We start from the raw sequence: 23,070 nt of genomic DNA on the forward strand, positions 1-23,070 counted from the left end.
CGCCTACAGCATACCTTCGGCGCGAAAACTGACCTCGCGCGATTTACCGATGATCAGATGATCGTGCAGCGTGATCCCCAGCGTACTGCAAGCCATGTCGATCTGATTGGTCATATCCATGTCGGATTGGCTGGGCGTGGGATCGCCGCTGGGATGGTTATGCACGAGGATAAGTGCAGAGGCGTTCAGCTCCAACGCGCGTTTCGCGACCTCTCTGGGGTAAACGGGCACATGATCGACGGTGCCCTTGGCCTGTTCTTCATCCGCAATCAGGATGTTCTTGCGGTCAAGGAACAGCACACGGAACTGTTCCGTATCTCGGTGCGCCATGGTCGTGTGGCAGTAATCGAGAAGGGCATCCCAGCTTGAAATCGCGGGTTTGTTGATGACCTTAGCGCGGGCCAGACGTTGCGCGGCAGCCTCGACGATCTTCAATTCGATGATAACAGCTTCGCCGACGCCTTTGACGTCCAGCAGCCGTTGTGTCGGCGCTGTGATGACCCGGTTGAAATCCCCGAATTGATCCAGCAGCGCCCGGGCCAGCGGTTTCACATCCTGTCGCGGAATGGCGCGGAACAGTACCAGTTCAAGCAACTCATAATCCGGCATCGCCGCCGCGCCGCCCTGCATGAACCGCGATCTCAGCCGCTTGCGGTGATCGCGGATATAAGACGGAATCCGTCCGGTCGGCAGTGGGCCGGGCGCCGACTCGTCAAACCCGGCGGGCTTGTTGGATTGCTGAAAGAGATCAAGTTGGTACGCCATGCGCAGAGCATCGCGTAAACGTGGTTACGATCACGTTAAGAAGTCCGCGAGCTGTCGAATTCCTGCCGCGTCATGGCGAAGATTTCGTCGCGCGCACCGTCCTCCATCGTCTCTGTATGGGTCCAGTTGAAGCCAAGCCGCTTGATCAGGCGTAGCGATGCGAGGTTGCGGTCATCCGCGCCGCAGATGATCCGTCGAACAGGGGCCGTATCAAAGACGAATGTCATGGCAAGTTGCATCGCCTCTGATGCGAGGCCCTTGCCGTGGTGGGGGGCGGCCAGGGTAATCCCGACCTCCGCCTCTGATCCGTCTTGGGACAAGAACAGCCCCATATCGCCCAGTAAGTCGTTTGATCCGGCATCGGCAATCGCGATCTGGCCCCACTGGCCGGGGCGCAATACAGGCTCTAATCGGGACATTCGGGACAGAAAGCCAAGTGCTTCGTCCCGGCCCATCAGCGCCCAGTCCTGAAACTGACCGATCTGCGGATCGTTGCGATAGGCTTGAAATGGCTCAAGATCGGACGGTGCCAAACGTCGCAGCGCCACCCGCGTCCCTAGCCGAAGTGGCGCGGTCGCGGGTGGCGCTGTCATTGTATCAGCCCTTCATCGAGTCCCAGAAACTCTTCACCGAAGAAAAGAAACTGGAGCTTTCCGGGTTGTTCTCTTCGCTCAGCGCCGCGAACTCCTTGAGAAGCTCCTTTTGCTTTGCCGTGAGATTGACCGGCGTTTCAACGGCCAGTTCGATGAACATGTCACCGTGGCCGCCGCCGCGCAGCGCAGGCATACCTTTGCCGCGCAGACGCATCTGACGACCCGATTGGCTGCCCGCCGGAATCTGAACGCGCCCTCGGCCACCGTCGATTGTCGGAACCTCGATGGAACCGCCAAGCGCCGCGGTGCTCATCGACACGGGAACACGGCAGTACAGATTGGTCCCGTCGCGTTCGAACAGTTCGTGCTGAGCCACCTCGATGAAGATATAGAGATCGCCCGCAGGTCCGCCCCGCATCCCGGCTTCGCCTTCGCCTGCCAGACGAATCCGCGTCCCGGTTTCGACGCCGGGCGGGATGTTGACAGAGAGCGAACGCTCTTTCTCGACACGGCCCTGACCGCCGCAGGTCTTGCACGGGTTCTTGATGGTCTGGCCCAAGCCGGAACATGTCGGGCAGGTCCGTTCGACCGTGAAGAAGCCTTGCTGCGCGCGCACCTTCCCCATACCTGAACAGGTCGGGCAGGTGGTCGGCTCTGCGCCGCCCTCTGCGCCCGTGCCGGAACAGCTGTCGCAGGCGACCGAGGCAGGAACCTGGATTGTCTTGGACATGCCCTTATAGGCGTCTTCCAATTCGATCCGCAGGTTGTAGCGCAGGTCAGAGCCGCGCGATGCACGTTGCCGCCCACCGCCGCCGCCGCGACCGCCGCCGCCCATGAAGTCGCCGAACAAATCGTCGAACACGTCAGAGAAAGCCGACTGGAAGTCGCCTTGCCCGAACGGGTTGCCGCCACGCGCACCGGCGCTGGCCCCCGTCCCGCCTTCGAACGCGGCATGGCCAAAGCGATCATATGCCGCCTTTTTCTCGGCATCCTTGAGGATGTCGTAGGCTTCGTTCGCTTCTTTGAACTGCGCTTCGGCGTCCGGATTATCCGCATTGCGGTCCGGATGAAGCTCTTTGGCTTTCTTGCGATAGGCCTTCTTGATTTCGTCCGCGCCGGCGCCTTTGGACACCCCGAGAACGTCGTAGTAATCACGCTTGGACATGGGTTGTTTCCCTTTCCCGGAACGTCACGGGGCCGGCCTTTCGACCGGCCCCAAATGATTGGTTCCGATGCGCTGGCACTCAGCGCTTGTCGTCGTCCAGATCCTCGAACTCGGCATCCACGATGTCATCGTCAGCCGGACCGGAGTCAGCCGCGGAGGGTTCATCCTCTGCCCCGCCTTCGTCCTGCTGCGACTTGTAGATCGCTTCGCCCAGCTTCATGGCGGCTTCGGTCACGTTCTGGATGCCTGCCTTGATTTTCTCGGCGGGTGTATCGTCTTTTTCCAGATCGTCCTTCAGCGCGGCCACGGCCAGTTCGATCACTTCGATGGTGCTCGGATCGACCTTGTCGCCATGCTCCTCGATAGATTTCTCTGTCGAGTGGATGAGGCTTTCCGCTTGGTTGCGCGCCTCGACACCTTCGCGGCGTTCCTTGTCCGCTTCGGCGTTTTCCTCGGCGTCCTTGACCATCTTTTCGATGTCGTCGTCGCTCAGACCACCAGAAGCCTGGATGGTGATCACCTGCTCTTTGCCGGTGCCCTTATCCTTGGCGCTGACCGACACGATACCGTTCGCGTCGATGTCGAATGTCACTTCGATCTGCGGCATACCGCGCGGTGCTGGCGGGATGTCCTCCAGGTTGAAGGCCCCCAGCATCTTGTTGTCGGTCGCCATCTCGCGTTCGCCCTGGAACACCCGGATCGTCACAGCGTTCTGGTTGTCTTCGGCGGTGGAGAAGATCTGGCTCTTCTTGGTCGGGATCGTGGTGTTGCGGTCGATCAGGCGGGTGAAGACACCGCCCAGCGTTTCGATACCCAGCGACAGCGGCGTGACATCCAGCAGGACAACGTCTTTCACGTCGCCTTGCAGAACACCGGCCTGAATTGCGGCGCCCATGGCAACCACTTCGTCCGGGTTCACACCTTTATGCGGCTCCTTGCCGAAGAACTTCGTCACTTCTTCGACGACTTTGGGCATACGGGTCATACCGCCCACCAGAACCACTTCGTCGACTTCCGACGCGGAGATACCAGCGTCTTTCAGCGCGGCGGCACAAGGCTTCAGCGAGGCCTTGATCAGGTCGCCCACAAGGCTTTCCAGCTTGGCGCGGGTCAGCTTCATGACCATGTGCAGCGGCTGGCCGTTGGACCCCATCGAGATAAACGGTTGGTTGATCTCGGTCTGGGAGGAGCTGGACAGTTCGATCTTAGCCTTCTCTGCCGCCTCTTTCAGACGTTGCAGCGCCATCTTGTCTTGAGTCAGATCGACGGAATGCTCTTTCTTGAACTCATCCGCGAGGTAGTTGACGATCCGCATGTCAAAGTCTTCACCACCCAGGAACGTGTCCCCGTTGGTGGATTTCACTTCAAACAGGCCATCGTCGATCTCAAGGATGGTCACGTCGAATGTACCGCCACCAAGGTCATAGACCGCGATGGTGTGGCTTTCGGATTTGTCCAGACCATAGGCCAGCGCAGCCGCTGTCGGTTCGTTGATGATCCGCAGCACCTCAAGACCGGCGATCTTGCCGGCATCTTTGGTGGCCTGACGCTGGGCGTCGTTGAAATAGGCGGGAACGGTGATGACGGCTTGCGTCACCTCTTCGCCAAGATAGCTCTCGGCGGTTTCCTTCATTTTCCCGAGGATGAAGGCGGAAATCTGAGACGGGCTGTACTTTTCGCCGCGTGCTTCAACCCACGCATCCCCATTGCCGCCGTCGATAACGTTGAACGGCAGGTTCTTCTTGTCTTTCGCCAGATGCGAGTCGTCGTTCCGGCGGCCGATCAGGCGTTTGACGCCGAAGATGGTGTTGTCGGGGTTGGTAACGGCCTGACGTTTGGCCGGTTGACCCACCAGACGCTCATCGTCGGTGAAGGCCACGATAGACGGGGTGGTACGCGCCCCTTCGGAATTCTCGATCACGCGCGGTTGCGAACCATCCATGATGGCCACACAGCTGTTGGTCGTGCCGAGGTCAATGCCGATGACTTTTGCCATTTGTTTGATCCCTTTGTTAATCAAGGCGATGTCACGAGGCGCGGGCCCATTATGGCACCGTTGCCCCGATGGTTTGTAGCGGACCCGGTAGTGATCCGCGGTTCGGAGGGTATATAGGGACAGCCCAAGCACGCTGCAACTGTCAGTGAGGGGCGCGATGGGCTATTTTTCGAGTCCACACAGCCAGATGGAGGCAGTTTTAAGCAAATGACGGTGCTGATGCTGCGCGGGTTCGCGATCCACAAAGACTATCTTGGTCGCGACCGGCAGGAGCGGTTGGTGGAAGCTGTGCGCGAGATTGTCCGCGCAGCGCCGCTGTTTTCGCCGCAAACGCCCTATGGCAAACCGATGAGCGTGCGGATGACCTCTGCCGGCGACTATGGCTGGTATGCCGATAGGTCGGGCTATCGGTACACGCCGACGCATCCGAATGGCGCGCCCTGGCCGAACATCCCCGAAGAGGTTTTGTCGATCTGGCGCGATCTGGTGGGTGAAGAGAAGCTGCCGGAATGCTGCCTGGTGAATTTCTATGGCGAAACCGCCCGCATGGGCTTGCACCAGGACCGGGATGAGGCGGATTTCGATTGGCCGGTCGTGTCGGTGTCATTGGGGGATTCCGCACGGTTCCGCATTGGCAACACGGAACGGGGCGGATCGACGGAATCGGTGTGGCTTGAAAGCGGGGATGTCGTGGTGATGGGCGGCGCGGCGCGGCTTACCTATCATGGGGTGGATGCGATCCGGTATGGATCGTCGAACTTGTTGGACAATGGCGGACGGTTGAACCTGACCCTGCGGGTCGTAACCTGACACTGGCTGTCACCAAAAGGAGCGGCTGCGCCGCACGCTTTTTACAGGGATATCGGCGCGGATGGGATCAACGCTTCGCGTTCCACGACAGCGAGGCGTTTCGGCGGGTATAAAATTCGCCCATCAGGCCGATCATCACCAGAACAATCCCGATCCAAGCGGCATATTCCCAGCTGCTATAGCGTGGGTTGTAGTTGATGAAGACATAGCCGCGCGATTGGTCGATCAAGTGGAACAGCGGGTTCCAGTCGAACATGGCCAGCATGAAACTGGGCAGGGTGTTGGCGACGAACATCTTGCCGGACGCGATCATGTTGGCGCGTTGATAGATCGTCGTGAAAATCTGCACGAAGGTCGGGGCCCACGGCTTGAGCGCCAGCAAAACAAGGCCGAGCGCCGCGCCGGTGAACCACGCCAGAAGCAGCATTCCGAAGGCAGAGGCAGCATCGTCCACTTCAAACGGGGTGAACGCCACGTGGTAGACGAAGAGGATCATGAACAGCGACAGTATCTGGATATACAGCGCGCCCAGCGCCGCCGACGCGATGGAAATCACCGTATTCATGGGCGCATGCTGCATCATCGGGCTTGCCGGGCCATCCGCGCCCACGACCGCGCCAAGCGTTTTGGTATGGGTCATGTAAAGGAAGATGCCAGACATGATGTAGATCAGGAAATCACCCCGGATCGCCGCCCCGCGCAGCCCCAGCACCATGAACATCACATAGAAGGCGAGCACGAAGATCACGACTTGCAGCATGTTCAGCGCCAGCGCCATGAACGCGTTGTTGTGGCTTTTGCGCACGCTGCGCACGATCGAATGATAGATCAGTTCGGCAATATTCAGCGCAATGCCGATTGACGTCTGCGGTTTGCGCGCAGGTTGAAACTGAACCATGGGCCGTACTGCCTTTTGCCTTCACGCCCGGTTTTGGCATGGAAATCTTGCTGTTCCGTTAGTTCGGCACCATAAGCACATGAGATAAAGCAATCAACAACGGGTCTGTAACCTTGAACTTTGGAACACTGACGGAAGTCATGCGCCGACTGGCACTTGAAGCTGGCGACGAGATTATGAAGTTTTACCAGCAGGACGATCTTGGCGTAGAAACCAAGGACGACAGCAGTCCGGTCACTGCGGCGGACAAGGCGGCGGACAAGATTATCTCTGATGGTTTGCGCGCGGCGTTTCCCGATGTGATGTTGGTCACGGAAGAGCAGGCAGACAGCCATTCCTTGTCCGGCGACACGTTTCTGATTGTCGATCCTCTGGATGGCACCAAGGAATTCATTCACAAGCGCGGCGATTTCACGGTGAATATCGCTTTGGTGGAAAATGGCGTTCCCACGCGCGGTGTCGTGTATGCGCCTGCCAAATCCCGCATGTTCCTGACGCTCGCCGATGGTAGCACGATCGAGGAAGAAGCTCCGTTCAACCGCGACGCGATGGGTGCCTACAGCACCTTGTCCGTGGCCGATAGCGACAACGACGCGCTATATGTCGTTGCCAGCAAGTCGCACCGCGATCAGGCGACGGATGACTACATCAACAAGTATAAGGTCAAGGACATGAAGAGCGCGGGATCGTCGCTGAAGTTCTGCCTTGTCGCGACGGGCGAAGCGGATATCTACCCGCGCCTTGGCCGCACGATGGAGTGGGACACCGCTGCCGGTCATGCGGTCTTGGCCGGCGCTGGTGGCAAGGTGCTGCGCTTCGACAACCATGAACCACTGCGCTACGGCAAGGAGGATTTCGCCAATCCGTTCTTTATCGCCACTGCCCCCGGCGTCGATCTTAAACCGGCATGAGTGTCCTGATCGCGATCCCGGCGCGTTATGCGTCCAGCCGGTATCCGGGCAAGCCCCTTGTGCCGCTCACAGGTGCATCGGGGGAGTCCCGGACGCTGATCGAACGAAGCTGGCGTGCTGCGATGTCGGTTCAGGGTGTCGACCGCGTTGTCGTTGCCACGGACGATGCGCGTATTCAGGACGCGGCACAAGGGTTCGGGGCGGAGGTCGTAATGACCTCTGCCGCGTGCAAGAACGGGACAGAGCGGTGTGCCGAAGTCGCACAGGCGCTGCCCGGCTATGATATCGTGGTCAATCTTCAGGGCGATGCGCCGCTGACGCCCGCGTGGTTCGTCGAGGCCCTGGTCGAGGGGCTGCGCGCCGCGCCGGACGCCCATGTCGCCACCCCGGTCCTGCGCTGCGATGGTGCGGCGTTGAATGGGTTGCTGGAAGACAGACGCGCGGGCCGGGTCGGTGGCACCACTGCCGTTTTCGATTCGTCGCTGCATGCCATGTATTTCTCGAAGGAAGTCATTCCTTATACCTCGCGCGATTATGGCGCTGACGAGGCGACACCGGTGTTCCACCATGTTGGCGTCTATGCGTACCGGCCGGAGCCGCTTGCCGCCTATTCGGACTGGCCCACCGGCCCGCTTGAAGAGCTTGAGGGGTTGGAGCAACTGCGTTTCATGGAAAACGGCCACAAGGTTTTGTGTGTCGAGGTCGAAGCGCGCGGTCGCAAATTCTGGGAACTGAACAACCCGGAAGACAAGCCGCGGATCGAACGCATGATGGCTCAGATGGGTGTGGACTAAGTCCTTCGAATGCAACGGTGAAAAGCGGTGGTTTTGTCACCTTACCTTCACACGCATTTCTTGATTTCCTGCGCGTAGGATACAGGCAGGAAGACGGCGGATCACCGTGAATGTTTACTTGTGGTTGTAAGTTTCGTGCGAGATAGGCAAGAATACACTCATGTCACCAAAATTGTTCACGAAACCGCCCAAATTTTTACTCTATCTGTTGATAGCTGGTGTCCGATACATGCGGGTGATCTAAGGTGAAGTCGCGATCCAGGCAATTTCAGTGGGCTTAGCTAAAGGGGCAGTCATGCGGAAGAAAGTAACTAAGGCGATTTTTCCAGTAGCGGGCATGGGGACAAGATTCCTGCCGGCGACGAAGTCTGTTCCGAAGGAAATCATGACTCTGGTGGACCGCCCGCTGATCCAATACGCGATTGACGAAGCGCGTGCTGCCGGGATCAAGGAATTCATCTTCGTGACCTCGCGCGGCAAGGGCGCGCTTGAGGACTATTTCGACCACTCCCCGACGCTGGAGCAAGAGCTTCGCAAGAAGGGCAAGGACGATCTGCTGGATGTACTCAAATCCACGAACATGGAAAGCGGTGCAATCGCCTATATCCGCCAGCATAAGGCGCTGGGCCTTGGTCACGCAGTCTGGTGTGCTCGTCGTCTGATCGCAAACGAACCTTTTGCCGTTATCCTGCCCGATGACGTGATCGCTTCTGAAAAGCCCTGCCTTCAGCAGATGGTTGAAGCTTACGAGGAAACCGGCGGGAACATGGTCGCCGCGATGGAAGTTCCGGAAGACAAGATAAAGTCCTATGGCGTTCTCGACGTAAAAGAGGACATGGGCCACATGGTCTCTGTCAATGGCATGGTCGAAAAGCCGGACCCAAAGGTGGCGCCGTCCAACCTTGCGGTTATCGGGCGTTACATCCTGTCGCCGAACGTTCTCAGCAACCTGAACAAGATGAAGGCGGGCGCTGGCGGTGAAATCCAGCTGACCGACGCGATTGCTTCGGAAATCCAGCAGGGCAATGACGTCTACGGCTATCGCTTCCGCGGTCAGCGTTTTGACTGTGGTTCCAAGTCCGGCTTCCTGCAAGCGACCGTTGCCTTCGGTCTGGCGCGGGACGAATTGCGCGACGACCTGCTGAGCTACATTCAGGATGTGGTCAATATGGGTCAGGCGGCCGAGTAATCGGCCCAGCGACCGAGGCGCAGCATGGCAAATGTTTTGGTAACTGGGGGTGCGGGCTATATCGGCTCGCACGCCTGTAAGGCGTTGCGGCAGGCCGGTTTTACCCCTGTCACCTTCGACAATCTTGAGACCGGATGGCGGGATGCCGTCAAATTCGGCCCGTTCGAGGAAGGCAACCTGCTGGACCGCGCGCGTCTGGACGAGGTGTTCGAAAAACACGCGCCCGTTGCGGTGATGCATTTCGCGGCTCTTAGCCAGGTTGGCGAGTCGATGACCGATCCGGGCAAGTATTGGCGCAACAACGTCCAAGGCAGCCTTACGCTGATCGAAGCGGCCACGGCCGCCGGTTGCAATCACTTCGTGTTCTCTTCCACCTGCGCGACCTATGGCGATCAAGATGGCGTCACGCTTGACGAGGAGTGCGAACAGCATCCGATCAATGCCTATGGGGCGTCCAAGCGCGCGATCGAAGAGATGCTGGCGCATTTCTCGATCTCTCACGGATTGCAGCATGTGATCTTCCGCTACTTCAATGTGGCCGGGGCAGATCCAGAGGGCGAGGTTGGTGAATTCCACCAGCCCGAAACGCATTTGATTCCGCTCATGCTTCAGGCGATCGACGGACAGCGACCTGCCTTGACGATCTACGGGACGGATTACGATACGCCCGACGGCACCTGCATCCGGGACTATGTACATGTCTGCGATCTTGTGGATGCGCATGTGCTGGGTCTGAAGTGGCTTCAGGACGGCAAGGGCAACCGGGTGTTCAATCTTGGCACCGGGAATGGGTTCTCTGTGCGCGAGGTGATTGAACAATCGGGCGTTGTCACCAATCGCGACGTTCCCTTCAATGAAGGGCCGCGCCGGGCCGGGGATGCGACCCGCCTTGTATCCGGATCCGTCCGCGCCGAGACAGAGCTTGGATGGGCACCCAAACGCTCCACCATGAAAGATATGATTGCGGATGCGTGGCGTTGGCACCAAAACGGCGGGTATGACAGCGAGTGATCCTCACGCCGCAAGCCTAATCCTTCGATATCGCCGGCGCCTGATCCGGAAGAAACTGCTGTGGCGGGCGTTCCGCAGTCGCCATGCCTTGACCCTGACATCCGACAAGCGCGCGGCCATGCGTCCGGGAATGATCCTTGCCGTGGCGGTCTTGCGGAACGAAGAAGATCGGCTTCCCTTTTTCCTCGATCATTACAGGCGTCTGGGCATCGGCCATTTCCTGATGGTGGATAATGCCAGCACCGACGGGTCCACCGCATTGCTGCACCGGCAGCCCGATGTAACGGTCTGGCGCACGGCAGCCAGCTACAAGGCGGCACGGTTCGGGGTCGATTGGATGAATTGGCTCAAGACCCGCTATGCCCACGGGCATTGGGTGGTTGTTGCCGATATTGACGAGCTGCTGATCTATCCCGACTGGGAAGCGCGCGATTTGTCCCAGCTGACGCCATGGCTTGATGCGCGAGGGCATCGGATGATGGGCGCGCTGATGCTGGACATGTATCCCAAAGGGGCCCCCGATGCGCAGACCTACCTGCCGGGCCAAGACCCGATGGAGGTGCTGCAATGGTTCGATGCGCATGGCTACTGGGTGCAACGACAGCCGAAGATTGACGCGCTTTGGCTTCAGGGTGGTATCCGTGCGCGCAAATTCTTTGCCGACAGGCCAGAGCGCGCGCCAACGCTCAACAAGATACCTTTGGTGAAGTGGAAGCGCGGATATGCATTCGTCAACGCGACCCACTCGGGCCTGCCCGCCGCTTTGAATCAGACCTGGACGACCCCTGTCAGCGGCGCGTTGCTGCATACCAAGTTCCTGCCGGGCACGGCGCGGCGGGCGCAGGAGGAAAAGCACCGCGCCGAACATTTTCAGACCGCCGATGCCTATGCCGATTACTATGATCGCTTGACGGACAGTCCTGATCTCTGGGATGGAAGTGCCACGCGCTATCTTGGCTGGCAGCAACTTCTCGACCTTGGGTTGCTGATGCGCGGCGATTGGTAACGTTCTGGCAACAAAACCGCCAAAACAAACAAATTATTGCACCAATTCGTGACAAGCCAATATTAACTTGAAGAGACTATGGCCGTAGAACGGACTGAAGCACATTTTTTGCGTGTTGGAGTGTTTCGAGGTGAAAAATAACGAATTCCCCGAAATCTGTGACATGTTTCGGGGAGTCTTATGGGCCTGTTAAGCTCATATCGTATGCGGCTAAAGCGTAAGCGTCTGCGTATCCGGGCGATGCGCAAGAGCTTTGAGCTGCGTTCCGTCGCCAATCGCACGGAAAGCATCAAGCCGGACGACCTGTTGCTCTTTTCGACCCTGCGCAACGAGAAAGTGCGGCTTCCCTATTTTCTGCGTTACTATCGGCAGCAGGGGATCGATCACTTCATCATCGTCGACAATGACAGCACGGATGGGTCGCGGGAATATCTTGCCAGTCAGCCCGATGTGTCGGTCTGGACCACGCAGGGCGGTTATCGCGCGTCGCGCTTCGGGGTCGATTGGCTGAACGCGCTTCAGATGCGCTATGCCCATGGACACTGGTGCCTTGTGGTCGATCCGGATGAATTTTTTGTCTATCCGTTCTGCGATACGCGCCCGTTGCGCGGGCTGACCGACTGGCTGGACGCATCGTCGATCCGCTCATTCAGCGCGATGCTGCTGGATATGTATCCCAAGGGTCGGTTTGACAGTCAGCCCTATCTGCCCGGTCAGGATCCGATTGAAATTGCCTGTTGGTTTGACAGTGGCAATTACACGATTTCGCAGAACCCGACCTATGGCAATCTGTGGATACAGGGTGGCCCCCGTGCGCGTGTGTTCTTCCCGGATAATCCACAAGCGGCCCCCGCGCTGAACAAGATTCCGCTGGTGAAATGGGACCGCAGATATGTCTATGTCTCTTCGACGCATAACCTGCTGCCGCGCGGGCTGAACCTTGTCTATGACCGCACCGGCGGCGAAATGGCGAGCGGGGTTCTGTTGCACGCGAAGTTCCTTGATACCTTCACGGCGAAGGCGGCCGAGGAACTCAAGCGCGGCCAGCACTACGCCGGGTCGATAGAATACAAAGCCTATGCCGAGCAAATGCAGCAGGACCCGAACCTCTGGTGCAAATGGTCCGAGAAATACATCAACTGGCGCCAGTTGGAGATTCTTGGCCTGATGTCCAAAGGAAACTGGGCATGAGCACGCTGGGCATCGTCATGCTTGTCCATACCGCGCTGGGCCGGGCAGAGCAGGTGGCCAAGCATTGGGCCGCCGCCGGTTGTCCGGTCGTGATCCATGTGGATCGCAAGGTGCCGAAGAAAACCGTGGCGCGGTTTCGGGATGCGTTCGCCAAGGAACCGCTGATCAGCTTTTCCAAGCGGTTCCGGTGTGAATGGGGCGGATGGGGCATTGTCGCCGCGTCTCAAGCCGCGTCAGAGCAGATATTGCGCGACAACCCGGATGTGCGTCATGTCTATCTTGCTTCCGGGTCGTGCCTCCCGCTGCGTCCGGTCAGCGAATTGATCGCCTATCTGGATTCGCGGCCGCAAACGGACTTCATCGAAAGTGCGACGACGGAAGACGTGCCATGGATCATTGATGGTCTGGGATATGAGCGTTTCACGCTGCGCTTTCCCTTTGCGTGGAAAAAGCATCGCTACCTCTTCGACAGATACGTAAAGCTGCAGCGTCTTCTGCGCCTTCATCGCAAGATGCCGATGGGGTTGGTGCCGCATATGGGCAGTCAATGGTGGTGCCTGACACGCCAGACACTGACCGCGATCCTGCAAGACCCGGAACGCGCGGTCATCGATCGCTTTTTCCGTCAGGTCTGGATTCCCGATGAAAGCTATTTCCAGACCCTCGCGCGGCAATATGCGATCCAGATCGAAAGCCGGTCCCTGACGCTGTCCAAGTTCGACTTTCAGGGCAAGCCGCACATTTTCTATGATGACCATCTGCAACTGCTTCGGCGGTCCGATTGCTTTGTGGCCCGCAAGATCTGGCCCCATGCGCATCGCCTGTATGAAACCTTCCTGACATCGGACGCGGCGAGCCTTAAGCGCACGGAACCGAATCCGGGCAAGATCGACAGGATATTCTCCAAGGCGGTTGAGCGGCGGATGCGGGGCCGGGCGGGTCTGTATATGCAAAGCCGCTTCCCGGTGGAGGATCACGAGAACGGGATTACCGCCGCGCCTTATTCGGTGTTTCAGGGCTTTTCAGAACTGTTCGAGAATTTCGAACCTTGGTTGGCGCGGTCAACGGGCGTGCGTGTGCACGGGCATTTGTTCGATCAGGACGGGGTGCATTTCGCCGAAGGGCAGGATTCGATCAATGGTGCGCTGACGGATGGCGTGGCGCTGCGCGATTACAATCCGGCTGCGTTTCTCACGAACCTGATCTGGAACACACGCGGCGAGCGGCAATGCTTTCAATATGGTCCGCGCAGCAATCAGGATGTTGTCTGGCGCATGTCCAAAGACCCGAACGCGCAGATTTCGGTGATCACCGGGGCATGGGCGATTCCGCTCTTCCGGTCGAATCAGGACTTTCAGGACATTCGCAAGGAGGTCGCGCGCCTGCAACAGATCGAAAGCGAGCAGCTTGATGTTCTGCGGTCGCGTTGGTCCAAGGCGCGCATCCGCATCTGGAGCCTTGCCGAATTCATCGAAGCGCCGATGGAGCCGCTGCAAGGCATTCTGGACGAGATCAATCCCGGTATGCCCCGCCGACTGGCCGAAGCGCCGCGCATGGTCGATCTGCGCGGCTTTGGGCAGTTCCTTCAAAATCTGAAGAACCAAGGCATGCACCCCTATCTGATGGGCGATTTTCGGATCGATTCCGGCCAATCGGTGCCGGGCGACGCCGATCAGCGCAAACCTTACCTTGTGAGATAAGCCAAGATGACCGGGAATTTCGATTACTTCGTGGTCTTCGCGGAAATGCGGACGGGCTCGAACTTTCTGGAAACCAATTTGAACGCGTTACAGGGCGTTACCTGCCATGGGGAGGCGTTCAATCCGCATTTCATCGGCTATCCTAAACAGGATGACATTCTTGGCGTGACCAAGGCGGAGCGGGATTCGGACCCTGCCAAACTTGTCTCTGCGATACGGGACAAGACGGATGGTCTAGGGGGCTTCAGGTTTTTCCATGACCACGATCCCCGCGTGTTAGAGCCGATTTTGGCCGATTCGCGTTGTGCAAAGATCGTGCTGACGCGGAACCCGGCAGAAAGTTACGTCAGTTGGAAAATCGCGAAGCAAACGGGCCAATGGAAACTGACGGATGTGAAACGGCGTAAGTCCGGCAAGGCGATGTTCGATGCCGAAGAATTCGCGGCGCATATCGGGGCTTTGCAAGCCTTTCAGATCGAGTTGCTCAGTTCGCTCCAGCGCAGTGGGCAAACGGCGTTCTATGTCGCGTACGAGGATTTGCAGGACCTAGCGGTGATGAACGGTTTGGCGACCTTTCTTGGGGTGCCCGACCGGTTGGAGGCGCTGGATGAAACGCTGAAAGTGCAGAATCCCGCGCCGCTATCTGAAAAGGTCGCGAACTACCCGGCGATGGAGGCGGCCTTGGCTGGGGTGGATCGGTTCAACCTGACCCGCACGCCCAATTTTGAGCCACGGCGCAGCGCAGCCGTGCCGACCTATATGGCTGCGGTGGACGTGCCGCTGGTCTTTTTGCCGATCAAAGGCGGTCCGGTCGCCGAGGTCGAAGCGTGGCTGGCCGCGCTGGGCGAGGGCGGCGTTGATGCGCTGCTGAAGGGGATGAACCAGAAGAACCTGCGTCAGTGGAAGCGGACGCATCCTGGTCATCGCAGCTTTACCGTCATCCGACACCCGCTTGAGCGCGCGCATCACGTGTTCTGCGAAAAAATCCTGTCGACGGGGCCGGACGCCTATCCGCAAATCCGCAAGTCGCTGGAGGATCAATACGATCTGGACTTGCCGCCATCCGAGGATGCGCCGTGGGACAAAATCCGCCACCGCGCGGCTTTCGCGGGGTTCTTGCGGTTTCTCAAGGCCAATCTGACCGGGCAAACGGCAATCCGCGTCGATGCGACGTGGTGTTCGCAGTCGCAGGTCGTGCAAGGCTTCGGGGCGTTCATGCTGCCGGATTTCATCTTTCGCGAGCCTGACCTGCCGACAGACCTGCCCGCCTTGGCGGACAGAGTCGGCGCCGGGGCCAAGCCGTTCGACGCTGCGGGCAGTCAGACCCCGATCGCGCTTGTCGACATCTATGATGACGAAATCGAAGCGCTGACGCGGGCGGCCTATCAGCGCGACTACATGATGTTCGGCTTTGAGAACTGGGCCTAGGCGGCCTTGACCGAGTGCGCCTCGCTCAGGATCGTGAACAGCGTGGCCGGATCGTGGTTGGCGCGGAGTTTTGCGCAGATCGACGGCTCGCGCAGGGTGCGTGATACCAAGGCCAAGGCTTTCAGGTGCTCGACCCCGGCATCTTCCGGTGCCAACAGCGCGAAAGAGATGTCTACCGGTTCTTGATCGACGGCATCGAAGGCAATCGGTTTTTCCAGCAAAATGAACGCGCCGCGCACTTCGCTGAGCCCGTGCAACCGTGCGTGGGGCAACGCAACACCATGGCCAACACCAGTCGGGCCAAGCGCTTCACGTGCGCGCAGAGCGTCGGTTACTGCATTGGCGTCCAGATCGTAGGCCTGACCCGCCAGGTCCCCAATGTCCTGAAAAAGTCTTTTCTTACTGGAAACCGAAGCCGAAACCTTAACGGCTTCCGGCTTCAGCAATTTGGCAAAATCCATTTGTCTTCCCGACTGCGCCTCTATTGCGCGTTGCCTGTTACATTATGGGTCGATCCAGCCAATGTTCCCGTCTTCCCGACGGTAAACGACATTCAACCCATTCTTACCCTCATTCCGGAACACCAGTACAGGTGCGCCCGCCAGTTCCATCTGCATCACTGCCTCACCGACCGAAAGCGATGGGATCGGAGTCTCCATCTCGGCGACGATGATCGGTTGCAGGCTTTCTGGCTCTTCCGCTTCCGAATTCGATTCTGACGCGAGGATATAGGAGGAGGCGCCAAAAAGTTCAACAGGCTCCGCACGGTCCTTGTGGTGGTCTTTCAACCGGCGTTTGTAGCGACGCAGCTGTTTTTCCATCTTGGCAGAGCACGCGTCGAACGCGGCGTAGATCTCATTCTCATGCGCTTTTGCCTGTGCGGTCAGGCCAGTAGACAGGTGAACTGTCGCTTCGCAGACAAACTCGTGACCGGATTTGGAAAAAACGACATGCGCATCAGTCGGACGTTCGGCGTATTTCTGGACTACAGAATTCAGCTCATCCTGAACGTGGCTCTGCAGGGCTGCGCCGATATCGATCTGCTTTCCGCTGATTTGGTAACGCATGGTGACTCCTTTTCGTGATACAAACACGCCCCGACCAAAGGTCAGGGGTTAGTCGTGATTGAGGGGACAGGCATGGGCTTTCGCAGGCTCGTAAACGCGGATGATCCGGCCCAGAGGGTACAGATTTGCGGGTTTCTTGCGAGGTACAGCGATGGCGCCATAAGCGTATTGAGGCGCAAAATGACGTGCGCTGTCAAATGCTAAATCATGCGGAAGTTATCGCCGAGGTAAACACGGCGGACGTTTTCATTCTCGATCACGTCATCGGGGCTGCCTGACATCAACACCTTGCCGTCATGCAGAATGTAGGCCCGGTCAACGATGCCCAAAGTTTCGCGCACATTGTGATCGGTAATCAGAACGCCGATGCCACGGCTTTTCAAATCCACCACAAGATGCCGGATATCCCCGACCGAAATCGGATCGACCCCGGCGAAGGGTTCGTCCAGCAGAAGGTAGTTCGGATTGGCGGCAAGGCAGCGCGCGATTTCAACGCGGCGACGTTCCCCGCCCGACAGGGCCAGCGCCGGCGCGCGGCGCAGATGTTCGATGGAAAACTCGCTAAGCAGCTCTTCCAGCCGTTCGCGGCGCTTGTGACGATCCTGTTCAGCAATATCGAGAATGGCGCTGATGTTGTCTTCGACGCTCAAACCCCGGAAAATGCTGTTTTCCTGCGGCAAATAGCCAATGCCAAGCTGCGCGCGGCGATACATCGGCAGCAGCGTTGCATCCGTTCCGTCAACTGTCACGGTACCGCCTTCGGGGGTTACGAGGCCAGCGATGGAATAGAACGTCGTGGTCTTGCCGCACCCGTTGGGGCCCAGCAGGCCAACGATCTCACCACGGTTCAAGGCCATGGATACGTCCCGGATCACGACCTTCTTGCGGTAGGACTTGCGCAGGTGGTCGATCCTCAGCCCATGCGAGCCATCGGTGACGGACAGTTCCGGGCGCGTCATATCAGTCACCGCCCGGTTGCAAGATGGATTTCACGCGGCCGCTCATCTGCGCGGTGCCGGATTCGAGGTTCACGGTCATGCGTTCGGCGGTCAGCGCATTAGTGCCTTGAGTCAGCAGAACATCGCCCGTCATCACGATCACGCCAGACTCGATATTGTAATCCGCCCGCGCGGCTTCTGCCGCATCCTGACCGCTGACCAACGTCACGCCGCCAGTCGCTTCAAGCCGTTCGATCCCGTTTTGATTCTCTGCGTATATGACTTTGACGCGCGCGGCAGACAGGCGCATTTCGCCCTGACCGATCAGCACATTCCCGGTGAACACCGCTGTGCCGCTGGCCTGATCGACGGCAAGCTGGTCGGCGGCGAGTTCCACCGGCGCATTGGGATCCTGCTGTAGCGTGCCAAAGGCGACCGATGTGCCCTGCGCGACGGATGCGGTCCCGGTCAGGGGGCCAGTCAGGGCCAGTGCGGCGACTATAATGAATGAACGTAGCACGTGGACGGTTTTCACTATTTTTCCTGCTTTCCCGGTTCGTATACCAGCATGACGCCACCGCTGAACAGTATTTCGACGTTGCCATTGGTTTCGTTAGACGTGATGCGCATCTGCCCCGCCGTCAAGGTGCCAGCCGGACCGGTTGCGCGAACTTCGCCGGGGGCGGTGACGTCGATGCCCGTCAGACTGGTGATTACCGTGTTGGTCACCATGCGAAATCCGGTTGTGCTGTCGATCAGAATGTCACCCAGCAAGGTTGCCATATCGTTTCCAAGCTCGATCTTGCCGCGTGTGGCTTCCAGCGTCACGGACCCGCCTGTCGAAAAATCAAGCTGCGCGTTCAGATCATGCGCCTCTTGCGAGCGGTCTTCACCAGTGACGACATTGGTCGCCGAGAAAGAGATCCGATCCCCCCTTGAAGTGACACCGGAAAAGAACGGGCCGGTCACTTGTTGGCCGCGGATACGTTCATCGATTTCAGTCTCTGCAAAGGGGATATTGTCCCCGGGCCGGATGCGGGACGATAGAAGAAACAAGGTCGACAGGATCGCCAGCGCAATCAGCGGCAACGCCACCTTGAAGAAGGTGACCATACGGGTATAGCGATCTGCCGCCACGCGCAGTTATCCCAGCCCGGCCCGCAGGCAGTCGTGGATGTGGATCAGGCCGATGGGGCGCTTATCCTCGGTCACGAACAGACAGGTGATCTTGCGGGCGTTCATGGTTTTCACCGCTTCTTCTGCGAGCGCGGCCGCCCCGATGGTCGTTGGCGATTGGGTCATAACCGCCTTGGCATCATTGCTGAGCAGTCCATCCATGTGCCGCCGCAAGTCACCATCGGTCACGATCCCGGTCAGCACGCCATCTGCGTTCGTGACACCCACGACGCCAAAGCCCTTTTGGCTGATCTCAAGCAGCGCATCGGACATGGGCGTGTCTTCCTGCACCAGGGGCAGGGCCGCGCCGGAATGCATCAAATCGCCCACCCGGCTCAGAAGCGCGCCGAGCTTACCGCCGGGGTGGAACTCCCGGAAATTCTCTGGCGTGAACTTGCGGTGTTCCATCAGGGCGATGGCCAGCGCGTCGCCAAGCGCCAAGGTCATGGTGGTGGATGACGTCGGCACAACGCCTGTCCCACATGCCTCTTCCGCGCGGGGCAGCACCAGCGCCACGTCTGATTGCTGCAGCAATGTGCTGCCGGGGCGCGAGGCCACGCCGATAAGCGGAATGCCAAAGCGGCGGGTATAGGCGATGACATCCACAAGTTCCGGGGTCTCACCGGAGTTGGACAGGACAAGTGCCACGTCGCCTTGCGCCATCATGCCCAGATCCCCGTGGCTGGCCTCGGCGGGGTGAACGAAATGCGCCGGTGTGCCGGTGGAGGCAAGTGTCGCCGCGATTTTCCGCGCGATGTGACCCGATTTGCCCATGCCGCTGACGATGATCCGGCCTTTGGCGGCCAGAAGCACATCGACGGCCTTTGCAAAGGAGTCGTCAAGCGACTGTTCCAGCAAGCTCAGGGCCTCTGTCTCTGTGCGGATGACGCGGCGAGCGGTGTCGAGGAACGCGCTCATGAATGGGCGAAGATGTCGATTTCGGGCCAGCCTTCAAGATCGAGCAGCGCGCGTGTGGGCAGGAAGTCGAAGCAGCGCTGTGCCAGTTCGGTCCGTCCTTCGCGCGCCAGCATTTCGTTGAGCGCATCGCGGAGCCGGTGCAGATACAGAACATCCGACGCGGCATAGTCCAATTGGGCATCTGTCAGTTTTTCGCTGCCCCAATCGCTCATTTGCTGCTGCTTGGAGATATCGACGCTGAGCAGTTCCATCAGCAGGTTCCGCAGCCCGTGCCTGTCTGTGTAGGTGCGCACAAGGCGGCTCGCAATCTTGGTGCAATAGACCGGCGCGGTCAGCGCCCCGAAAGCGTTGTGCATCGCGGCGATGTCGAAACGGCCAAAATGGAACAGCTTCAGCACGTCGGGATTTTCCAACATGGCGCAGAGGTTCGGTGCCTCGGTCTGGTCCTTGGCGACTTGCACGATATGCGCATTGCCATCACCGCCGGACATTTGAACGACGCACAGGCGATCCCGGTTCGGGTTCAGCCCCATTGTCTCGCAATCAATCGCAACCACCGGGCCAAGGTCCAGCCCATCAGGCAGATCATTCTGATAGAGGTAATTTGTCATGTGCCCCCTATATCCCCGCAATCCGCGCGGGAAAAGCGGGGAAAGATCAATGGGCGGTCAGATGCCTTGGATTCAGGTGCCTTGTATCTCGTGCAGCGCGGGGCGCTGGAAGCGTGCCAGAAGATGGGTGACTTCCGCGCGGCACAGGTGGCCGGGCCACGCCGCACCGGTCAGGGCGGGCGGCAGATAGGGGTGGCGCAATACCAGACGCCGCCAATGGTGGACGATCAGGCAACGGGTCAGCGCCACGTCAAGCGGGCGCAGCTGACCCGGTTGCAGGTCGGCCACGCGGGCAGAGGTCTGCCGGAGCGCGGTCAGAAGTGTTTCATATTCCGCAGTCACATCCGCCGGAACAATCTGTGCGGAAAGCCAGTTGGGCGGGGTGTCCCCCATAAACACCGCCACGCCCTGCGGCACGCGCGCCTGCCCATTGCCGACAAAGACGCGCGGCAGAAGCTGGACGAAGCCTTCGGCCTGCAGGGAAGGTTTTTGATCCGCGTCGCTGCTTTCCAGAAGAGCAAGCTGCCATCCGACGGGCAGTTCCTCTTGCCGGGCATAGATGATGCGCGAGGCGCTCAGGCTTTCCCGCCGTCCATGTGGGGTCAGCCCGTGGCTTGCCGTGCGCCCGGATTTGACGGATGCGATCCAGTCATCGTTGCGCAGGCGATGCAGCGCAACGCGGACGGCTTCGGGCTTCAGCCCCATGCCTTCGGTCAGGCGTGTCAGGGTCGGCCCTTCGATACGGTCCTCGGGGTTGCGTGCCAGATCGCCAAAGATCGTGACCAGCATGGACCACACGCGCGGCGTTGGAAGCGCTGTCAGCGCGTCAAGCGGTGGTCTTTCAGAAGGCATTCATCGTCAGAAGTTCGTACTCCGCCACGAGATCTCCGTCCTGGTTGGTCAGTGTCACGTGCCAGCGTACCTCGCCATAGGCATCATTGCGAGGGGTCTTGGCCTTCACTGTCAGACGGACGGCAATGCTATCCCCGGCAGAGACCGGTTTCATGAACCGCAGCGCGTCCAGACCGGTATTTGCAAGCACGGGTCCGGGGTCGGGCTGCACGAACAATCCGGCGGCGAAACTCAGCAGCAGATATCCATGCGCGACGCGGCCGGGGAAGAACGGATTTGCCTTCGCGGCGGCGTCATCCATATGGGCGTAGAACGTATCGCCGGTGAAATGGGCAAAATGCTCAATATCGTCGAGCGTGATTTCGCGCGATCCGGTGTGAATCGTGTCGCCGATCGCAAGGTCGCCATAGGGCCGGGTGAACGGATGATCCTTGTTAGTGTCTGTGTGCGCGCCGGGAATCCACCGACTTCCGATTGCCGAAAGCAGGTCGGGGCTGCCCTGAATTGCCGTGCGTTGCATGAAGTGGAGAACGCCGCGAACACCGCCGAGTTCCTCGCCACCTCCGGCACGACCGGGGCCGCCATGCACCATATGCGGCAGGGGCGCGCCATGGCCGGTCGCCTCTGCCATCGAGTCGCGATTGTTGAAGTAGAGGCGCCCATGATAGGCCGCCGCGCCAAGGGTCACTTCGCGCGCAACCTCCGCGTCGCGCGTGATGACAGAGGCGACAAGGCTGCCTTGCCCACGGTTCGCCAACGTTACGGCGTGTTCAAGATCGCGGTACCCCATGACGGTAGAGACCGGCCCGAACGCTTCTGTGTCATGGACGCGCTGGGCATTATCCGGGTCTGAACAGTGAAGCAGCATCGGCGGAAGGAAAGCGCCTTTGGACGGGTCAGCGCCATTGACGTCGAAACTGTCTGGGTCGCCAAAGATGCGGTCCGCCTCTGCCCCGATCAGGGCGACCTTTTCCAGCACGGCACGCTTTTGCGCGTTCGATACCAGCGCACCCATTCGTGTTGTGTCCTGCCGAGGATCGCCAACGACGATCTTGCTCAGTTTGGCGCGCAAACCCTCGCATACAGGCTCTATCAGGGTTTCTGGTACTATGATGCGCCGGATTGCGGTGCATTTCTGCCCGGCTTTGGCAGTCATTTCGCGCTGCACTTCCTTCAGGAACAGGTCAAATTCCGGCGTTCCGGGCACCGCATCCGGGCCGAGGATTGAGGCGTTGAGGCTGTCTTGCTCGGCGCTGAAGGGAACGGAGTTTTGCAGCAGGGTGGGCTGCGTGCGCAGGTGCATCGCAGTTTGGGCGGACCCGGTGAAGGTCACGACATCCTGGCAATCCATATGATCCAGCATGTCGCCGATCCCGCCGGTCACCAGCTGCAACGCGCCTTCGGGTAGCAAGCCGCTATCCAACATCAGCCGCACGCAGGCTTCGGTAACATAGCAGGTCGCCGTCGCGGGCTTCACGATGGCCGGCATCCCCGCCAGCCATGTGGGAGCGAGCTTTTCCAGCATCCCCCAGACCGGAAAGTTGAAGGCGTTGATGTGGACCACAATCCCCTGTTTAGGGACATATATATGCTGCCCAAAGAATTGCCCGTCGCGACCGAGCTGCTCCGGCAGGCCATCGAGATAGATTTTGCCATCGGGCATCTCGCGGCGCCCCTTCGCGGCAAAGACAAGCATCGTGCCAATGCCGCCATCCACGTCGATCTGGTGATCGGACAAGGTCGCGCCGGTGTCGTAGCTGAGATCGTAAAGCGTTTGTTTATGGGCTTGCAGGTGCAAGGCCAGCGCTTTGAGCATCCGCGCCCGGTCGTGGAAGGTCATGTCGCGCAGATCCGCGCCCTTTGCCCGACCCCAAGACACCATGTCAGCAAATGGCAGCGCGTCATTGCCCGCCTCGGCGATGACCTGGCCAGTAATGGCGGATTCGATCGGCCGCGCGCCCGGTCCCGGCCGCAGCCATTGGCCTGCTGCAAAACTTTCAACCGCGCGGATCGCTGTATCCTTCGGCATCGTCCCCTCCCTTGGTTAGAGC

At 59.4% G+C, this 23,070-nt stretch carries 23 protein-coding genes; 9 read left to right on the top strand and 14 right to left on the bottom strand.

Annotated features, from left to right (window positions below; translation table 11 throughout):
- Window positions 1-3: 3 nt before the first annotated feature.
- From radC to dnaK, 4 genes are all read right to left on the bottom strand, one after another.
- Window positions 4-765, bottom strand: a complete 762-nt coding sequence (gene radC / locus E4Z66_RS17090; protein ID WP_136464277.1) for a RadC family protein — start codon at window positions 763-765, stop codon at window positions 4-6.
- Window positions 766-800: 35 nt separating this feature from the next.
- A complete protein-coding gene (locus E4Z66_RS17095; protein WP_136464278.1) occupies window positions 801-1,358 on the bottom strand; it encodes a GNAT family N-acetyltransferase in 558 nt (185 codons plus the stop codon).
- 4 nt (window positions 1,359-1,362) lie between these two features.
- A complete protein-coding gene (gene dnaJ / locus E4Z66_RS17100; protein ID WP_136464279.1) occupies window positions 1,363-2,523 on the bottom strand; it encodes a molecular chaperone DnaJ in 1,161 nt (386 codons plus the stop codon).
- Window positions 2,524-2,602: 79 nt separating this feature from the next.
- On the bottom strand, window positions 2,603-4,519 hold the full coding sequence (dnaK, locus tag E4Z66_RS17105; RefSeq protein WP_136464280.1) for a molecular chaperone DnaK: 1,917 nt from the start codon (window positions 4,517-4,519) through the stop codon (window positions 2,603-2,605).
- Between the two features lie 207 nt (window positions 4,520-4,726).
- Between dnaK and E4Z66_RS17110 the strand changes: the two genes are divergently transcribed.
- Complete coding sequence (locus tag E4Z66_RS17110; protein WP_136464281.1) at window positions 4,727-5,329, top strand: alpha-ketoglutarate-dependent dioxygenase AlkB family protein; 603 nt, start codon at window positions 4,727-4,729, stop codon at window positions 5,327-5,329.
- Window positions 5,330-5,396: 67 nt separating this feature from the next.
- Here E4Z66_RS17110 and E4Z66_RS17115 read toward each other — a convergent pair whose 3' ends face one another.
- Complete coding sequence (locus tag E4Z66_RS17115) at window positions 5,397-6,227, bottom strand: ABC transporter permease (protein ID WP_136464282.1); 831 nt, start codon at window positions 6,225-6,227, stop codon at window positions 5,397-5,399.
- A gap of 140 nt (window positions 6,228-6,367) precedes the next feature.
- On the opposite strand from E4Z66_RS17115, the gene cysQ reads away from it, so the two are divergent.
- The 8 genes from cysQ (at window position 6,368) to E4Z66_RS17155 (ending at window position 15,457) form a co-directional block, all read left to right on the top strand.
- A complete protein-coding gene (gene cysQ / locus E4Z66_RS17120) occupies window positions 6,368-7,138 on the top strand; it encodes a 3'(2'),5'-bisphosphate nucleotidase CysQ (protein ID WP_136464463.1) in 771 nt (256 codons plus the stop codon).
- Window positions 7,135-7,932 (top strand): 3-deoxy-manno-octulosonate cytidylyltransferase, encoded by a 798-nt coding sequence (locus E4Z66_RS17125; protein WP_136464283.1) that lies wholly within the window; start codon window positions 7,135-7,137, stop codon window positions 7,930-7,932. The genes cysQ and E4Z66_RS17125 overlap by 4 nt, the downstream gene beginning before the upstream one ends.
- Window positions 7,933-8,227: 295 nt before the next feature.
- Entirely contained in the window at window positions 8,228-9,121 is an 894-nt protein-coding gene (gene galU / locus E4Z66_RS17130) for a UTP--glucose-1-phosphate uridylyltransferase GalU (RefSeq protein WP_136464284.1), read from the top strand.
- A gap of 24 nt (window positions 9,122-9,145) precedes the next feature.
- Window positions 9,146-10,132 (top strand): UDP-glucose 4-epimerase GalE, encoded by a 987-nt coding sequence (gene galE, locus E4Z66_RS17135; protein WP_136464285.1) that lies wholly within the window; start codon window positions 9,146-9,148, stop codon window positions 10,130-10,132.
- An 88-nt stretch (window positions 10,133-10,220) separates the two neighbouring features.
- Complete coding sequence (locus E4Z66_RS17140; RefSeq protein ID WP_246036066.1) at window positions 10,221-11,138, top strand: glycosyltransferase family 2 protein; 918 nt, start codon at window positions 10,221-10,223, stop codon at window positions 11,136-11,138.
- A gap of 180 nt (window positions 11,139-11,318) precedes the next feature.
- A complete protein-coding gene (locus E4Z66_RS17145; RefSeq protein ID WP_211097183.1) occupies window positions 11,319-12,329 on the top strand; it encodes a glycosyltransferase family 2 protein in 1,011 nt (336 codons plus the stop codon).
- The gene (locus E4Z66_RS17150; RefSeq protein WP_136464288.1) at window positions 12,326-14,029 is read left to right on the top strand and encodes a DUF5927 domain-containing protein; all 1,704 of its coding nucleotides are present in this window, start codon (window positions 12,326-12,328) and stop codon (window positions 14,027-14,029) included. The genes E4Z66_RS17145 and E4Z66_RS17150 overlap by 4 nt, the downstream gene beginning before the upstream one ends.
- Before the next feature lie 6 nt (window positions 14,030-14,035).
- A complete protein-coding gene (locus E4Z66_RS17155) occupies window positions 14,036-15,457 on the top strand; it encodes a nodulation protein NodH (protein WP_136464289.1) in 1,422 nt (473 codons plus the stop codon).
- Here E4Z66_RS17155 and E4Z66_RS17160 read toward each other — a convergent pair.
- From E4Z66_RS17160 to paaZ, 9 genes are all read right to left on the bottom strand, one after another.
- The gene (locus tag E4Z66_RS17160) at window positions 15,454-15,918 is read right to left on the bottom strand and encodes a PTS sugar transporter subunit IIA (RefSeq protein ID WP_136464290.1); all 465 of its coding nucleotides are present in this window, start codon (window positions 15,916-15,918) and stop codon (window positions 15,454-15,456) included. The two genes, E4Z66_RS17155 and E4Z66_RS17160, sit on opposite strands and share 4 nt — an antisense overlap.
- Before the next feature lie 42 nt (window positions 15,919-15,960).
- Entirely contained in the window at window positions 15,961-16,524 is a 564-nt protein-coding gene (gene hpf / locus E4Z66_RS17165) for a ribosome hibernation-promoting factor, HPF/YfiA family (protein WP_136464291.1), read from the bottom strand.
- 200 nt (window positions 16,525-16,724) lie between these two features.
- Window positions 16,725-17,483 (bottom strand): LPS export ABC transporter ATP-binding protein, encoded by a 759-nt coding sequence (gene lptB, locus E4Z66_RS17170; RefSeq protein ID WP_136464464.1) that lies wholly within the window; start codon window positions 17,481-17,483, stop codon window positions 16,725-16,727.
- 1 nt (window position 17,484) lies between these two features.
- Window positions 17,485-17,967 (bottom strand): lipopolysaccharide transport periplasmic protein LptA, encoded by a 483-nt coding sequence (gene lptA / locus E4Z66_RS17175; RefSeq protein WP_246036075.1) that lies wholly within the window; start codon window positions 17,965-17,967, stop codon window positions 17,485-17,487.
- A 29-nt stretch (window positions 17,968-17,996) separates the two neighbouring features.
- Entirely contained in the window at window positions 17,997-18,599 is a 603-nt protein-coding gene (gene lptC, locus E4Z66_RS17180; RefSeq protein ID WP_136464292.1) for an LPS export ABC transporter periplasmic protein LptC, read from the bottom strand.
- 6 nt (window positions 18,600-18,605) lie between these two features.
- Window positions 18,606-19,556, bottom strand: coding sequence for a KpsF/GutQ family sugar-phosphate isomerase (locus tag E4Z66_RS17185; RefSeq protein WP_136464293.1), 951 nt, complete (start codon window positions 19,554-19,556; stop codon window positions 18,606-18,608).
- The gene (locus E4Z66_RS17190) at window positions 19,553-20,167 is read right to left on the bottom strand and encodes a ribonuclease D (protein WP_136464294.1); all 615 of its coding nucleotides are present in this window, start codon (window positions 20,165-20,167) and stop codon (window positions 19,553-19,555) included. Before E4Z66_RS17190 ends, E4Z66_RS17185 begins: the two co-directional genes overlap by 4 nt.
- A 72-nt stretch (window positions 20,168-20,239) precedes the next feature.
- A complete protein-coding gene (locus tag E4Z66_RS17195) occupies window positions 20,240-20,956 on the bottom strand; it encodes a PaaX family transcriptional regulator C-terminal domain-containing protein (RefSeq protein WP_168797826.1) in 717 nt (238 codons plus the stop codon).
- Window positions 20,957-21,008: 52 nt separating this feature from the next.
- Window positions 21,009-23,048, bottom strand: a complete 2,040-nt coding sequence (gene paaZ, locus E4Z66_RS17200) for a phenylacetic acid degradation bifunctional protein PaaZ (RefSeq protein ID WP_136464296.1) — start codon at window positions 23,046-23,048, stop codon at window positions 21,009-21,011.
- Between the last annotated feature and the right edge of the window lie 22 nt (window positions 23,049-23,070).

Origin of the sequence: Aliishimia ponticola (genome assembly GCF_004803475.1) — a bacterium.
GTDB lineage: Bacteria > Pseudomonadota > Alphaproteobacteria > Rhodobacterales > Rhodobacteraceae > Aliishimia > Aliishimia ponticola.

Coding starts and splice junctions, on each gene's coding strand:
- hpf (WP_136464291.1), bottom strand. CDS start 16,524: ATGCGTTACCAAATCAGCGGAAAGCAGATCGATATCGGCGCAGCCCTG.
- galU (WP_136464284.1), top strand. CDS start 8,228: ATGCGGAAGAAAGTAACTAAGGCGATTTTTCCAGTAGCGGGCATGGGG.
- E4Z66_RS17195 (WP_168797826.1), bottom strand. CDS start 20,956: ATGCTGGTCACGATCTTTGGCGATCTGGCACGCAACCCCGAGGACCGT.
- dnaK (WP_136464280.1), bottom strand. CDS start 4,519: ATGGCAAAAGTCATCGGCATTGACCTCGGCACGACCAACAGCTGTGTG.
- cysQ (WP_136464463.1), top strand. CDS start 6,368: ATGCGCCGACTGGCACTTGAAGCTGGCGACGAGATTATGAAGTTTTAC.
- galE (WP_136464285.1), top strand. CDS start 9,146: ATGGCAAATGTTTTGGTAACTGGGGGTGCGGGCTATATCGGCTCGCAC.
- E4Z66_RS17095 (WP_136464278.1), bottom strand. CDS start 1,358: ATGACAGCGCCACCCGCGACCGCGCCACTTCGGCTAGGGACGCGGGTG.
- lptB (WP_136464464.1), bottom strand. CDS start 17,483: ATGACGCGCCCGGAACTGTCCGTCACCGATGGCTCGCATGGGCTGAGG.
- E4Z66_RS17150 (WP_136464288.1), top strand. CDS start 12,326: ATGAGCACGCTGGGCATCGTCATGCTTGTCCATACCGCGCTGGGCCGG.
- E4Z66_RS17110 (WP_136464281.1), top strand. CDS start 4,727: ATGACGGTGCTGATGCTGCGCGGGTTCGCGATCCACAAAGACTATCTT.
- radC (WP_136464277.1), bottom strand. CDS start 765: ATGGCGTACCAACTTGATCTCTTTCAGCAATCCAACAAGCCCGCCGGG.
- paaZ (WP_136464296.1), bottom strand. CDS start 23,048: ATGCCGAAGGATACAGCGATCCGCGCGGTTGAAAGTTTTGCAGCAGGC.
- E4Z66_RS17145 (WP_211097183.1), top strand. CDS start 11,319: ATGGGCCTGTTAAGCTCATATCGTATGCGGCTAAAGCGTAAGCGTCTG.
- E4Z66_RS17190 (WP_136464294.1), bottom strand. CDS start 20,167: ATGACAAATTACCTCTATCAGAATGATCTGCCTGATGGGCTGGACCTT.
- dnaJ (WP_136464279.1), bottom strand. CDS start 2,523: ATGTCCAAGCGTGATTACTACGACGTTCTCGGGGTGTCCAAAGGCGCC.
- E4Z66_RS17155 (WP_136464289.1), top strand. CDS start 14,036: ATGACCGGGAATTTCGATTACTTCGTGGTCTTCGCGGAAATGCGGACG.
- E4Z66_RS17160 (WP_136464290.1), bottom strand. CDS start 15,918: ATGGATTTTGCCAAATTGCTGAAGCCGGAAGCCGTTAAGGTTTCGGCT.
- E4Z66_RS17115 (WP_136464282.1), bottom strand. CDS start 6,227: ATGGTTCAGTTTCAACCTGCGCGCAAACCGCAGACGTCAATCGGCATT.
- E4Z66_RS17125 (WP_136464283.1), top strand. CDS start 7,135: ATGAGTGTCCTGATCGCGATCCCGGCGCGTTATGCGTCCAGCCGGTAT.
- E4Z66_RS17185 (WP_136464293.1), bottom strand. CDS start 19,556: ATGAGCGCGTTCCTCGACACCGCTCGCCGCGTCATCCGCACAGAGACA.